This window comes from Mycobacterium tuberculosis complex sp. N0072 (genome assembly GCF_030323725.1).
Classification (GTDB): Bacteria; Actinomycetota; Actinomycetes; order Mycobacteriales; family Mycobacteriaceae; genus Mycobacterium; species Mycobacterium tuberculosis.
In genome coordinates this window covers 252,174-265,964 of sequence record NZ_CP040689.1, presented here as the reverse complement: position 1 = coordinate 265,964, position 13,791 = coordinate 252,174, and the positions used below count along the sequence as shown (strand labels likewise).

Below are 13,791 nucleotides of genomic sequence, written 5' to 3'. Positions count from 1 at the left end.
TTTCGTGTCATGCCTGCGCCATCGCGGACTCGACGACTGTCAACTCCACGGAAAGACCAGCGGCGCGGCGTATTTCGATGAAGTCCGCGATCATTCCCGCGGTTACTTCATGCGGGTCCTGCACGGTGGAACCATCGGTTAACACCGAGATATTGAGCTGATCGACATAACTCCACACCGTGATATTCAATCCGCTACCGGCGGTCAACGGGCCCACCGAATAGATCTCGGTGACCAGCGCGGCCCCCACGCGGCCGCGTTCGCGCGGACCGGGAACATTCGAGATATTCAAGTTGAGTACCTTGTTCTGCCGTCGCGCTCAGACAACCACCGGAACAAGGCTTCCGCACCGGCAGGTGGCCAGTAAGCCGCCCAGCGGCTGATCAACTCCGGTCCCAAAAGCTGGTGGCTCTCCTTGGCGGAGACCGCGTTTTCGTGACAGACGCGCACCCGCTGCAACGGGTCGTCGGAGTCGGCAGGCAGCGCCACCAGCATTCCCGTGAAGCGGTTACCGGAGATCCGCTCCGGTGAGAAGTCGTAACTCACCGGGACCGACGCCAGCAGCGGTTCGGCCTTGCCGTCATAGCGCAATAGCAGGGTACGCAGAGCGCCGGTCGACATGGCCAGCACCATGTCGTTGATCGTCGCCCCCAGCAACTTGGCCGTCGCCTTCACGTCAATCAGCGCCAGGGTGGCGGTGGCGAACCTGCGCTCCGGGGTGAGCCGGTGATTCATGAACGTCGGTGGCGGGGTAAATGGCATGGTCAGTGCGGGTGAGAGCTTGCGCGAGCTACGTCGCACCCGGCCTAGACCCTGCGTGGTGTACCGGATGGTTGCAGGAATCCGGCCGAGGTGGCGCAAGTGGTCGATGAACGCCGCGGACAGCAACTGCCGCTTGGTAGGAGCGGGGTCAGGCACATAGCGGCCGACCTCCGGTCCCGGCAGCAGATCCATCCCCCGTGCCATCATGTTTGCCGAGGCAACACCGTCAGCCAACGCATGGTGAATTTTGGCAACCACCGCGATCCGGTGGTTGGCAAGCCCCTCAACGAAGTACATCTCCCACAGCGGGTGGTCGCGGTTCAGCGGGGTGCTGGCGATTTCTCCGACCGCCTCGTCGAGTTCGCGCCGACCCCCCGGGGCGCGCAACCGCCACGGCCGGATGTGGTAGTTGAGATCGACCTTGCAGTGCTCCCGCCACATCGGGTGATGGAACTTCAACGGGACATCAACCAGCTGATAGCCCAATGGCTCAAGCTTATGCAGCCGGCCAGCGATCACCTCGCGAAACGCGTCGACACCGAATTCCTGTCTGTCCGAATCCAATTCGATCACGGCGACCTTGAGTGTGTGCATGTGCACATTCGGGGTCTCGCTGTAAAGCAGTACCGCGTCCCAGCCGCTGAGCCGTTTCACCGCAGCCCCCTACTCATAGGGCGACCATACAATTGGCCGGCGTTTAGATGACCTCTTTCGCGAACTGTGCCCGGCTGCGATGAACCTGGTTGAGAAACAGCGCGATCGCGTGTGCCGTCGGGCCGGTGCGAGCGCCGTCTAGCAGGTCGAAGCCGTGGCCCGCACCGGGCAGCTCCAGGTAGCCAACCTGTGAGCGGGAGACCGCTCGTAACCGCTCGACAAAGCTCCGCGCCTGCTCAACCGGGATGACACAGTCACGGCTGCCATGAATCACCAGGAATGGCGGTGCATTTCTGGTGACTCGTTGGATCGGCGACGCGTCACGGAACACTTCGGGGTGACGATCAATCGTGCGCTGAACCACTACCCGCTCCAGAAAATCGACGAACCGGGCACGTTCCGGGGTGGAGCGGTCCTCCCAGTCGTAGCGGCCGTAAATCCCCACCACCGCGTCGACCGACGTGTCGGAGCCCTCTGGCAGCTCGGCCTGATATTGCGGGTCGTTGGCGGTGAGCCCGGCCAGCGCGGACAAGTGGCCGCCGGCCGAACAACCAGCCACCGCAATGAAATTGCGGTCACCGCCGAATTTGTCGACATTGGCCCGTGCCCACGCGATGGCGCTCTTGACATCCAGGATGTGTCGTGGCCAGCGGTGATGCGGTGCGACCCGGTAGTCGATCGATAGGCACACCCACCCCTGTGCGGCCAGCCGAGACAGCACCGCATACCCCTGGATGGCGCGACTGCCGTGCACCCAGGCACCGCCTGGGACGAAGATCAACACCGGCGCGGGTTTGGTGGGCATATCTTTGCGGCGCCATACGTCGAGCAACTGGGCCGGGTCGTCGCCGTAGAGGACGCGACGGCGGTGGACGTAACGGCGGTGGCGCAGCGCCCCGCAGACCGGCGGCGTGCGCGCCGGCGCCGGCCATTCGACGGCAAGGTCGTCGGGCGAAACGATGCCGCGTAAGGCCGCGACGGAAACCTCCTGCGTGCTGGCACGATCTCGACGGCGAACCTCGTTGATACCGGGGGTCAGTAAATCCTTCGCCGTCGCGGACAAGAAATCGGATGCGTGCCGGGCGCCCCAGACGCCGATGGCAGTAACGCCGCCGAGCGGCTTGAGGTGCTTACCCACCACCGGTAGCGAACCCCCGGCGACACTCAAGGCCAGCATATAGTCAGCGGGACGGGCACGTAGCAACCATCTGATGTAGGCCACACCGGTTGACCCGGCGGCGCGTCGCTGGTTCATGGTGGGAGCCTACTCCTCGTCGATCGCGTCGACCCGCGAACACCCCGCTCGGCGCCGCCTCACGTGCGCCACCACCAGCCGAATGGCGTAAGCGGCCGCGCTGATCCCGAACGCGACCGCGGTGAGCAGCAACCACCTGCCCAGAAATGGTTCCTGCGTCTGTCCGGTCGCATCCAGGTATGTCGGCGCACCCTGTCTGATGATGCCGGGCAGGAAAACCAGCAGCGTCAAGCCGGCTGCCAGCGCCGGGATCCGAATGTAGTTGCGTACCGGTAGTTCCGGGCGGCGGCGGGGCGCCGAGACGTCGCGCCTGCCGACTAGCCTGGCCAGGATCCGGTCGGCCAGCGCGTAGAGCGGGTACAACAGCAGGTCGTGGGCTACGACGGCGGCGACAAACCAGACCGCGATCGACTGCCACCAGGTGGCCTGGTTCCACAGCGCCGAGGGCCTGGCGGTGGCCACGATGTAGCCCAGCAGGGCGAAGCCAGACACCATCGCCAGCAGGTGCAATGGACCTGACCCGTAGGAGTTTTTGAAACGCGTTGCAATGTCGAACATTTCACCTCTTGTGGAATTCGATGCCAGCGACCCATTTCGTGTTGTGCACACCGGGCAGTGCGGGAACGATGATGCGGGCCGGGTAGCCATGATCCAGCGACAGATCCGCCCCGTCGACCCGCAACGCCAGCAGCGCATCGGGGTCGGCGATCTGGTTTGCCGCCAGCTTCGCCTCGCCGAACGCCCCGCCGCGCTGCAGCGATGTAACCCGTGCCGAGCGCGCCGCCGGCACGCCCGCCAGCAGCGCCAGCTCGGCCAGCGGCACGCCGCTCCAGGTGCGCACGGCCGACCACCCTTCGACGCAGGCCAGCGGCAGCCGGGCGGTGCGTTGCGGCAGGCCGGCCAGCGTGGCGCGATCCAGCACTACTTCCGCAGGCCCGCCACGCAGCACCAGCCGCCAGTCGGGGCCAATGGCCTCCGCGGTGATCCCGGCGGCGGCGGCGGTCTTGTTGACCGGGAAGTCGCCCGGGCTCACGACACGGCCCCGGGGCAGCAGCAGGGCGGCCTTGCGGGTGAACCCGCCCAGGGTTTGCCCAACCGTCAGCACCCCGATCAGCAGCACCCCGGCACCGACCAATCCCAGGGCACCGCGTCTGCTTAGCGTGGCCTCGCCCGGATTGACCGACACCAGCCCGTCCGGATCGCACGGCTGCGCCCGGGTGTCAGCCACGTTGGTACCCAACACTTCTCGCATCGGTATCGATCGCAACCCGGTGACCATGTGGGGGATCTTGACCACGATATGCAACAGGAAACCCGCAATGAAGACCCAAGCCCCAAAATAGTGGCCGGTGTAGAAGCTGAACCCGAAGATGTAGTCATACTGAATGTTGAGCACGCCGGTGACGATCTGGAACAGGATCCCACCGACCAGCATCAGCACCGACAACCGTTCGAGCACCTGGGCAATCGAGCGCGCCGGCGGCCACACAAACAGCCGCGGTATCACCGACCACAACTTGGCCAGCACCACGGGAATGATCACCAGCCCCAGCCCCACATGCAGCCCCTGGGTCAACCGGTACAGCCAGGACGGACGGGTGGGCCAGGTGAAAGCGGGGAGTCGCAGCCAGCCGACGTCACCCGGGATGGCCTGGCCCAGCTGCGGCGCATAGGCGATATAAGAAAGTAGCCCGGTGATGATGACGAAAGGCAACGCCACCAATAGCACCAGGCCGAACACCGACGTCAACCACGGACCACGCAACGGGCTGCGAAACCGGGTGAGCCGGTGCAACGCCGGCGGTGGATGCCGCTGCAGCCAGCGCCACAGCCCGGCGGGAAAACCGTAGGCATCCTCGGCTTCCGCCCCTCTTGCTGGATCACTCATCAGGCCACCATCCCGATCCTCGTTCGACTAACCGCAGCCTGCCAAAGCCATCGCTGTACCGAGGCGAAATTGCGCCGACGCATACTGGACCGGTGTCCGGCAACGAAGTCCACCCCGACCTGCGTCGCATCGCCGTCGTCACCCCACGACAGCTGGTCGGTCCTCGCACCCTGCCAGTCATGCGGGCATTGATCGTCGTCGCGGGGCTTCGAATGTCCCGTACACCCCCCGATATCGAGGTGCTCACCCTGGAATCCGGGGTCGGTGTCCGGCTATACCGACCCGCCGGCAGCAACGAACCAGCGCCCGCGCTGCTGTGGATCCACGCCGGCGGATACGTAATGGGCACCGCGCAACAGGACGATCGGCTCTGCCTCCGGTTCAGCAGCAGACTGGGCATCACTGTCGCATCGGTGGACTACCGCCTGGCGCCGGAAAATCCGTATCCTGCCGCCCTGGGCGACTGCTACTCGGCGTTGACCTGGCTGGCCAGCCTGCCGGCGGTGGACCCCGCGCGGGTGGCAATCGGCGGCGCTAGTGCCGGCGGCGGCCTCGCGGCGGCGCTGGCTCTGCTTGCCCGCGACCGTGGCGGCATCACACCGGCATTTCAGTTGCTGGTGTACCCCATGCTCGACGACCGGACGTCGATCGCCCCCGCCAACCCGCACTACCGGCTATGGAACGGGCGCGCCAACCGGTTCGGCTGGCGGGCATATCTTGGCGATGCGGACGCACGGGTCGCGGTCCCGGGACGGCGTGACGACCTAGGAGGGCTGGCGCCGGCATGGATCGGCGTCGGCACCCACGACCTGCTCCACGACGAGGATCTGGCCTATGCCGAACGTCTGACAGCAGCCGGGGTGCCATGCCAGGTAGAAGTAGTCGAAGGCGCCTTCCACGGTTTCGATCGTGTGGCCCCGAATGTTGGGGTCTCACAAAGGTTCTTCACTAGTCAGTGCAACAGTTTGCGTGCCGCGCTGGCCCTTAGTAACCGAACCTAGAATTGCAAGGCGCTAAAACGCCAGTCGAGCACCTGCCGATCGGGCTCACTCGCCGAATCGCTGACCGCGTAGACCAGTGACCGCAGTCCCAGCACACCCCCGTCTGCGTGGGCCTGCGCAGACTCGATATGCAGCTCGCTGTAGAGGGTGTCGCCCTCGTGTACCGGAGCGGTGTGGTCGCAGGATTCCCAGTCCAGGACGGTCGCCAGGTTAGGCAATAGCCGGGTTGCCTGCGCGAGTGCCAGTCCGATGGTATGCCCGCCGTAGACCAGCCGTCGTCCGCTGACCCGCCAATCATGGTGCGTAGCAGCGATATTGAGGGTGAGCCGAGCCAGCTCCGGCGCTCCACTGACCAGGTCTGCGGTGCTATGCAACACCGCACCGGCAATACCGGCATCGAAGTGCGGCCCGGGAACCCGCTTTCGGAAAACCGCACCGTCCCAGTGTGCGGTTGGATCGGCGGCCGGCGCCGGCGCGTCGGCACCGATCCTGGACAAGTCGTCACCTGGCACAGCGCCGGGTTTCCAATCGGGGCTGGCGGGCAGCATGGCGCACCGGTAGAAATCGAGCACCAACCGATCGGTCCGGTCGATCGTGGTCATCCGCAGCCCCGCCAATCCGGTTGGCGCACGGCCCGGTTTGGGCGAGTTGGCTCGCAGCCCCACCACCTCGGTACGGGTGTAGAGGGTGTCGCCCACTGCCGGAAATCGGTGAAACCTGAGCCCGCGGTAGAACAGGTTGGCTTTGACCCGCTGAGTCGCCAAAGTTGACTGGCCGATCGCCACATCGCAAACCAGGCCCGGATGCGCCAGCGGCCCCGGCATACCCGTCACCGCCGCACACAGGTCGGAGTCCAGAGCCAGGCGTAGCCGGTTACCCACGATCGACTGATGGGCGGCCGCCAGCCCCAGCGACAGTGTGACCCCCGGCGCCCAGTCGAACACCTGACCTTTTGACAGGTCATCGAAATAGGGCCCGCCGACGCGGATGCCCCCATACCCGCTAGCCACAACGCCACATGCTGGCAGGCTATCGGACAGGGGGTCAATACGGAGGGCGACAAAAGGTGCGCAACGAGCTCAACGACGACGAAGCGATGCTGGTCGCCACCGTGCGGGCATTCATCGACCGAGACGTGAAGCCAACCGTCCGTGAGGTCGAGCATGCCAATAGCTACCCGGAGGCGTGGATCGAGCAGATGAAACACATCGGCATCTACGGCCTGGCGATCGACGAACAGTACGGCGGGTCGCCGGTGTCGATGCCGTGCTATGTGCAAGTCACCCAGGAGCTGGCACGCGGCTGGATGAGCCTGGCCGGCGCGATGGGCGGGCACACCGTCGTCGCCAAATTGCTGACCCTGTTTGGCACCGAGGAACAGCGGCGGACATATCTGCCCCCGATGGCCAGTGGCGAGCTGCGGGCCACCATGGCGCTAACCGAGCCCGGCGGTGGCTCGGATCTGCAGAACATGTCGACCACGGCGTTGGCCGACGGCCCTGAAGGCTCTGCCGGGTTGTTGATCAACGGCTGCAAGACGTGGATCAGCAACGCCCGCCGGTCCGGACTTTTCGCGGTGCTGTGCAAGACCGACCCGAACGCCACACCGCGGCACCAAGGCATGTCGATCGTGCTCGTCGAACCCGGGCCGGGACTCACGGTGTCGCGGGACTTGCCGAAGTTGGGTTACAAGGGCGTCGAATCCTGCGAGCTGTCGTTCGACAACCTCCGGGTGCCGGTCTCGGCGATCCTGGGCGGAGCCATGGGTCAAGGCTTTTCGCAGATGATGAAGGGACTTGAAACGGGTCGCATCCAAGTGGCCGCGCGGGCGCTGGGCGTGGCGACGGCGGCACTCGAGGACTCGCTGGCCTACGCTCAGCAACGGGAAAGCTTTGGCCGACCGATCTGGCAGCATCAGGCGGTCGGCAATTACCTGGCCGACATGGCGACCAAGCTCACAGCGGCCCGTCAGCTGACCCGCTATGCCGCCGAGCGGTACGACAGCGGCCAACGCTGCGATATGGAGGCCGGGATGGCCAAGTTGTTCGCCTCCGAGGTCGCGATGGAAATCGCCCTAAACGCCGTGCGTATCCACGGCGGCTACGGCTACTCGACCGAGTACGACGTGGAACGGTACTTCCGCGACGCACCCTTGATGATCCTCGGTGAAGGCACCAACGAGATCCAGCGCAACGTGATAGCCGGACAACTGGTGGCCCGGGGCGGGATATAGCCGGTGTCTGGGTGGACAGGTCGGGCCCCCGGCAGCATCGGTCACACCGAGTATTTTTCGACCAGCCCGCTCTTGTAGAGCTTTCCGGTGTCGGTGCGCGGCAATTGCGGTTCGAACGCGATCGACCTTGGACACTTGAAGTGTGACAAGCGGTCTCGTAACCAGGCTAATAGCTCGCCGGCGAACTGATCGTTGGCATCGGCGGAGTCGACGGTTTGCACCGCGGCCATGACACGTTGACCCATCTCGTCGTCGGGAACGCCGAACACCGCCGCGTCGAGCACCTTGGGGTGGGCGACCAAGAGGTTCTCCGCCTCCTGCGGGTAGATGTTCACGCCGCCGGAGATGATCATGTGGTGGCGCCGGCCGGTCAGGAACAAGTAGCCGTCGTCGTCGAGATAGCCGACGTCGCCGACGGTTACCCAGCCGTGCTTGTTGCGCGACGCCGCGGTTTTCGCCGGATCGTTGAGGTATTCGAAGGGGTACCCGCCCTCGAAATAGATTTCGCCCGGCTGGTTCGGCGGCAGCTCGCTGCCGTCGGCGCCCACGATGTGCACCCCGCCCTGTATGGGCTTGCCGACCGAACCCGGATGCGTCAACCAATCCTCGGCTGTGATCAACGTCGACCCGCTGGCTTCCGAGGAGGCGTAGTACTCGTCGATGATCGGTCCCCACCAGTGAATCATCTGCTCCTTGATCTGGACTGGACATGGAGCGGCCGCGTGGATCACTCGCCTAAGGCTGGACATGTCATACGAATTACGAACTGCTTCAGGGAGTTTCAGCATCCGGACGAACATGGCCGGGACGAATTGCGCGTGGGTCACCCGGTAGCGCTGGATGGCGTCGAGGGCGCCCTCGGCGTCGAACTTCTCCATCACGACGGTGGTGACGCCCGCGGCCAGTGCGCTCATCGTCCACACTGACGGAGCGGTGTGGTACATCGGCGCGGGACTCAGATATACCGAGTCGGCGTCCATCCAGAAATCGAGCAGTGCCGGCATCATCCCGGGTGCCGCATCCGGTGAGACGTGTGGCAATTCGCGTTTGATTCCCTTCGGTCGGCCAGTCGTTCCCGACGAGTACTGCAGCAGGTCACCCTCGCGTTCGTCCTCGATCGGGGTGTCTGGTTGATCGGCAACGCATTCCGGGTAGGTCATCCAGCCGACCAGACCGCCCCCGGCAAGCATCAGCAGGTCCGGCAGCCCGCCCGGAAGGTGTTCGGCCAGGCCGTGGCAGGTCTCGCGCAGCGCCGCCGAACCGACAATTGCTTTGGCACCGCTGTTGTCGACGATGTAGGCGGCCTCGGAGGCGGTCAGGTGGGTATTGATCGGCACGTAGTACAACCCGCTGCGGCGAGCCGCCCACATGACCGCGTGCACGTGCTCGTTGTTCTCCATCAGGATGGCCACGACGTCGTCCTCGCGCAGACCAGCCTGGCGGAACCAATGCGCCAACCGGTTGGCGCGGGCCTCCAACTCGTCGAAGCTGATGACCGTCCCGGACGGATACAGGATGACGGCGGGCTTATCGGCGCCGATATACGGGCGAATCTGCATGCGCCGAGGGTACGTCGCGGCCCGGCGACCAGAGCCGCAGGGCGCAATTCCGCCCATCACCAGCCGAAATCGTTTGTAAAGTTCTCCACGTGGCAACTCTTCTGGTCAATCCTCCAGGCGTCCGTCAAGACGGGCTGTCGTACGTTGACGGACTCAAGCTTGGAGATCCGTGGCTGTATTGCTCCATGCCCATGGAGCACCTCGGGATGATGTCGATCAAGGCATACGCCAAGACCCAAGGGATCGCAGTCACCTCCGTCAACGGCCTGGTCGCCGGCCACGGGTCCGTGCAGGAGACGTGGCTGGCCATGCAAAGCGCCGCCGCCTTATCAGGAACGCCCCGGCTTGTCGGCTTTTCCTGCATCGACACATTTCCGGAGGTGTTGTGGTTGGCGCAGCGCGCGAGACAGGCCTGGGATGGCGTGCGCATCGTCATCGGGAATGCGATGGCAACACTGAACTACGAGCGCATCCTGCGCCAGCATGACTGTTTCGACTACGTCGTCGTTGGCGACGGGGAGGTAGCGTTCACCAAGCTGGCCTTGGCCCTGGCGAATGACGCTGCGGTTGACGACGTCCCGGGACTAGCCCGCCGTAGTGAGCAGGGACAGATCCTGCGCACACCCTCCTCGCTGGTCGACCTTGACGAGTTGCCTCGCCCGGCTCGCGACGAGTTGCCGACCGTCCTTGCTGATGGCTTCGCCGCCTCCGTCTTTTCCACCCGCGGATGCCCCTACCGCTGCACGTTCTGCGGCACCGGGGCCATGTCCGCGATGCTAGGGAAGGACAGCTACCGGGCGAAGTCGGTTGACGCGGTCGTCGACGAGATCGATTATCTGGTGTCGGACTACGACGTCAACTTCCTATCCATCACCGACGACCTGTTTATCTCCAAACACCCCGGTTCGCAGCAACGCGCCGCTGACTTTGCCAACGCGGTACTCAGGAGGGGGATCAGCGTCAACTTCATGGTCGATATCCGGCTGGACTCCGTTGTCGATCTGGACTTGTTCAAACATCTGCACAGGGCGGGCCTGCGTCGGGTATTCATCGGCGTGGAGACTGGGTCCTACGAGCAACTGCGCGCCTACCGCAAGCAGATCCTCACTCGTGGACAAGATGCCGCCGACACGATCAACGCCCTGCAACAGCTCGGCATTGACGTTATCCCGGGCACCATTATGTTTCACCCCACCGTGCAGCCCGACGAGCTACGCGAAACAGTCCGCCTGCTGCGGGCAACAAAGTATACGGTCTGCTTCAAGTTCATGAGCCGGATCGTCCCCTATCCGGGAACGCCGTTGTACCAAGCGTACTCGGACGCGGGTTATCTCACCGCGAAATGGCCCCTCGGTCAGTGGGAATTCGTCGACCCAGAGGCCTCCCGGGTCTACGCCGACGTCGTAGCCAAGGTCGCTCCTGACGTCGGAATCAGCTTCGATGAGGCTGAGGCGTACTTTCTTTCGCGGCTGGACGAGTGGGAGAATGTCATCGCCGGCCGAATCGCTGAGGCGACGTCGTGACACACGGAATGGTGCTCGGCAAGTTCATGCCGCCCCATGCGGGACACGTCTACCTTTGCGAGTTCGCGCGGCGATGGGTGGATGAGCTGACCATCGTCGTCGGATCAACGGCAGCAGAGCCGATTCCGGGCGCCCAGCGCGTTGCATGGATGCGGGAGCTGTTCCCCTTCGATCGCGTGGTCCATCTGGCCAACGAGAACCCGCAGCGCCCGTGGGAGCACCCGGACTTCTGGGACATCTGGAAGGCGAGCCTGCAGGGCGTGCTGGCAACCCGCCCCGACTTCGTCTTCGGTGCCGAGCCCTACAACGCGGACTTTGCCCAGGTCCTCGGAGCGCGTTTCGTGGCGGTCGATCACGGTCGCACCGTCGTTCCCGTGACTGCAACCGACATCCGCGCGGACCCGCTTGGCCACTGGCAACACATCCCACGGTGCGTGCGGCCGGCCTTCGTCAAACGCGTGAGCATCATCGGACCCGAATCCACCGGGAAGACCACGCTGGCACAGGCGGTTGCGGAAAAGCTCCGAACGAAGTGGGTCCCGGAGCGGGCGAAAATGTTGCGGGAGCTCAATGGCGGCTCACTGATAGGACTGGAGTGGGCCGAAATCGTTCGCGGACAGATCGCGTCGGAGGAAGCCTTGGCTCGTGACGCCGATCGCGTCCTGATCTGCGACACGGATCCGCTCGCGACGACCGTGTGGGCCGAGTTCCTGGCGGGCGGCTGCCCGCAAGAGCTCCGTGATCTAGCTCGGCGTCCCTACGATCTCACACTGCTCACCACGCCCGATGTGCCCTGGGACGCCGACGACGGACGCTGTGTCCCCGGCGCACGCGGTACCTTTTTCGCCCGCTGCGAGCAGGCTCTCCGCGCCGCGGGACGATCATTCGTGGTGATCACGGGCGGTTGGGAAGAGAGGCTTTCGGTGTCTTTGCGCGCTGTCGAAGAACTTGTGCGTGCCCGCCGCTAACGAGCGCGAGCAGACACTAAAGCCCTCGACACGCCGTGCGTGCGGGGGCTTATGCGTCTGCTCGCCCTAACCTAGGCGCTCCTTCAGGGCGTCGAACTCATCTTTGACACCGGTCGGCAGCTTCTCGCCGACGAACTGCAGCCATTCTTCGATCAGCGGCAGTTCCTGACGCCATTCATCGGCATCGACTGCCAGCGCCGCGGCTACATCGGCGGCGTCGACGTCCAGTCCGTCCAGGTCCAAGTCCTCCACGGCGGGAACGGTGCCGATCGGGGTGGTCGCACCGCCGGCCTTGTGCTCGATGCGATCGACGATCCACTTCAGCACCCGGCTGTTCTCGCCGAAGCCCGGCCACAGGAAGCGACCGTCGTCACCGCGACGGAACCAGTTGACGAAGAACACCTTGGGCAGCTTGGACTCATCGGCGTGCTTGCCCAGGTTGATCCAGTGCTGGAAGTAGTCCCCAACGTTGTAGCCCAAAAACGGCAGCATGGCCATCGGGTCGCGGCGCACATTGCCGACCTTGCCCTCGGCCGCGGCGGTCTGCTCGCTACCCAGGGTCGCACCGATGAACACCCCGTGCTGCCAGTCGCGCGCCTCGGTGACCAGCGGAACCGTGGTCTTGCGGCGGCCGCCGAACAGGATCCCCGAGATCGGGACGCCCTGCGGGTCATCCCACTCGGGGGCCAGGATCGGGCACTGCGACATCGGTGTGCAGTACCGGGAGTTCGGGTGTGCCGCATTGGTTTCCGTCTCGCGGAAGTACCAGTCGTTGCCCTTCCAGTCGATCAGGTGCTGCGGGTCGCCTTCCAGGCCCTCCCACCACACGTCGCCGTCGTCGGTGAGTGCGACATTGGTGAACACCGTGTTGCCGGCGGCAATGGTGCGCATGGCGTTAGGGTTCGACTTCCAGTTGGTGCCCGGCGCCACCCCGAAGAAGCCGAATTCCGGGTTGACGGCGTACAGGCGACCGTCCTTGCCAAATCGCATCCATGCGATGTCGTCTCCGAGTGTCTCCGCACGCCAGCCGGGGATGGTTGGCTGCAGCATCGCCAGGTTGGTCTTGCCACACGCCGACGGGAATGCGGCCGCGAAGTAGTAAGCCTTGTTCTCCGGCGAAATCAGCTTGAGGATCAGCATGTGCTCGGCCAGCCAGCCCTCATCGTGGGCCATCGCCGACGCGATACGCAGTGAGTAGCACTTCTTGCCCAGCAACGCGTTGCCGCCGTAGCCCGAGCCGTAGCTCCAGATCTCCCGGGTCTCCGGGAAGTGGGTGATGTACTTGGTTTCGCTGCAGGGCCAGGCCACGTCCTTTTGGCCCGGTTCCAGCGGCGCGCCGACCGAGTGCAGCGCCTTGACAAAGAAACCGTCGTCGCCCATTTTCTCCAGCGCGGCCTTGCCCATCCGGGTCATGGTGCGCATGGAGACGACGACGTACTCGGAGTCGGTGATCTCCACACCAAGTTTGGGGTCCTCGGCGCCCAGCGGTCCCATACAGAACGGCACCACATACATGGTGCGCCCGCGCATGCAACCCCGGTACAGGTCTTTCATGATGGACCGCATTTCGCCGGGATCCATCCAGTTGTTGGTGGGGCCGGCGTCGATCTCTTTCGCCGAGCAGATGTACGTCCGCGACTCCACCCGCGCGACATCGGACGGATCCGACAATGCCAGGTAGGAGTTCTTGTGCTTCTCGGGGTTGAGCCTGATGAACGTGCCGGCCTCGACTAGCTGATCGCAGAGCCGCTGGAACTCTTCTTCCGAGCCGTCAGTGAAGACCACCCGGTCCGGCTGGGTGAGCTCGGCGACCTCTTCGACCCAGGACAGCAACCCCTGGTGATTCGTCGGCGCGGTATCCAGACCGGGGATGGTCGCTGAGGTCATCGAATTCTCCTGCGTAGTTATCGGGTGCTCGCGGTTACGTATGGGTTAGGTATGCCCGTCT

The 13,791-nt window shown here is 64.6% G+C and carries 10 protein-coding genes and 1 pseudogene; 4 read left to right on the top strand and 7 right to left on the bottom strand.

Features of this window, described 5'->3' with window-relative positions; translation table 11 throughout:
- Positions 1-7: 7 nt before the first annotated feature.
- From FF952_RS01180 to FF952_RS01165, 4 genes and pseudogenes are all read right to left on the bottom strand, one after another.
- Positions 8-1,416, bottom strand: a pseudogene (locus tag FF952_RS01180) (WS/DGAT/MGAT family O-acyltransferase).
- A gap of 43 nt (positions 1,417-1,459) precedes the next feature.
- A complete protein-coding gene (lipC, locus tag FF952_RS01175; RefSeq protein ID WP_003905256.1) occupies positions 1,460-2,671 on the bottom strand; it encodes an esterase LipC in 1,212 nt (403 codons plus the stop codon).
- A 9-nt stretch (positions 2,672-2,680) separates the two neighbouring features.
- On the bottom strand, positions 2,681-3,229 hold the full coding sequence (locus FF952_RS01170; protein WP_003401230.1) for a hypothetical protein: 549 nt from the start codon (positions 3,227-3,229) through the stop codon (positions 2,681-2,683).
- A 1-nt stretch (position 3,230) separates the two neighbouring features.
- On the bottom strand, positions 3,231-4,559 hold the full coding sequence (locus FF952_RS01165) for a molybdopterin-dependent oxidoreductase (protein WP_003901829.1): 1,329 nt from the start codon (positions 4,557-4,559) through the stop codon (positions 3,231-3,233).
- Positions 4,560-4,651: 92 nt separating this feature from the next.
- Between FF952_RS01165 and FF952_RS01160 the strand changes: the two genes are divergently transcribed.
- Positions 4,652-5,560 carry an alpha/beta hydrolase gene (locus tag FF952_RS01160; RefSeq protein ID WP_003401227.1) on the top strand — a complete coding sequence of 303 codons (909 nt, stop codon included), beginning with the start codon at positions 4,652-4,654 and terminating at the stop codon, positions 5,558-5,560.
- On the opposite strand, the gene FF952_RS01155 is transcribed toward FF952_RS01160, so the two are convergent.
- Positions 5,557-6,570, bottom strand: coding sequence for a MaoC family dehydratase (locus FF952_RS01155; protein ID WP_003401224.1), 1,014 nt, complete (start codon positions 6,568-6,570; stop codon positions 5,557-5,559). The genes FF952_RS01160 and FF952_RS01155 overlap by 4 nt on opposite strands.
- Before the next feature lie 8 nt (positions 6,571-6,578).
- On the opposite strand from FF952_RS01155, the gene FF952_RS01150 reads away from it, so the two are divergent.
- On the top strand, positions 6,579-7,793 hold the full coding sequence (locus tag FF952_RS01150; RefSeq protein WP_044109340.1) for an acyl-CoA dehydrogenase family protein: 1,215 nt from the start codon (positions 6,579-6,581) through the stop codon (positions 7,791-7,793).
- 41 nt (positions 7,794-7,834) lie between these two features.
- Here the strand turns inward: FF952_RS01150 and fadD4 are convergent, their stop codons facing one another.
- Complete coding sequence (gene fadD4 / locus FF952_RS01145) at positions 7,835-9,352, bottom strand: fatty-acid--CoA ligase FadD4 (protein ID WP_003911098.1); 1,518 nt, start codon at positions 9,350-9,352, stop codon at positions 7,835-7,837.
- Between the two features lie 89 nt (positions 9,353-9,441).
- Here fadD4 and FF952_RS01140 point away from each other — a divergent pair, with 89 nt between their 5' ends.
- Both FF952_RS01140 and FF952_RS01135 read left to right on the top strand, forming a co-directional pair.
- A complete protein-coding gene (locus tag FF952_RS01140) occupies positions 9,442-10,875 on the top strand; it encodes a B12-binding domain-containing radical SAM protein (protein WP_180930842.1) in 1,434 nt (477 codons plus the stop codon).
- Entirely contained in the window at positions 10,872-11,843 is a 972-nt protein-coding gene (locus tag FF952_RS01135; protein ID WP_003401213.1) for a nicotinamide-nucleotide adenylyltransferase, read from the top strand. Before FF952_RS01140 ends, FF952_RS01135 begins: the two co-directional genes overlap by 4 nt.
- Before the next feature lie 66 nt (positions 11,844-11,909).
- Here the strand turns inward: FF952_RS01135 and FF952_RS01130 are convergent, their stop codons facing one another.
- Positions 11,910-13,730: a phosphoenolpyruvate carboxykinase (GTP) gene (locus tag FF952_RS01130; RefSeq protein ID WP_003401212.1), complete on the bottom strand. Its 1,821-nt coding sequence runs from the start codon at positions 13,728-13,730 to the stop codon at positions 11,910-11,912.
- Positions 13,731-13,791: the final 61 nt, after the last annotated feature.

What these genes read in the sequence shown, in the direction of transcription:
- lipC (WP_003905256.1), bottom strand. Translation starts at nt 2,671, where the DNA reads ATGAACCAGCGACGCGCCGCCGGGTCAACCGGTGTGGCCTACATCAGA.
- FF952_RS01170 (WP_003401230.1), bottom strand. Translation starts at nt 3,229, where the DNA reads ATGTTCGACATTGCAACGCGTTTCAAAAACTCCTACGGGTCAGGTCCA.
- FF952_RS01165 (WP_003901829.1), bottom strand. Translation starts at nt 4,559, where the DNA reads ATGAGTGATCCAGCAAGAGGGGCGGAAGCCGAGGATGCCTACGGTTTT.
- FF952_RS01150 (WP_044109340.1), top strand. Translation starts at nt 6,579, where the DNA reads ATGCTGGCAGGCTATCGGACAGGGGGTCAATACGGAGGGCGACAAAAG.
- fadD4 (WP_003911098.1), bottom strand. Translation starts at nt 9,352, where the DNA reads ATGCAGATTCGCCCGTATATCGGCGCCGATAAGCCCGCCGTCATCCTG.
- FF952_RS01130 (WP_003401212.1), bottom strand. Translation starts at nt 13,730, where the DNA reads ATGACCTCAGCGACCATCCCCGGTCTGGATACCGCGCCGACGAATCAC.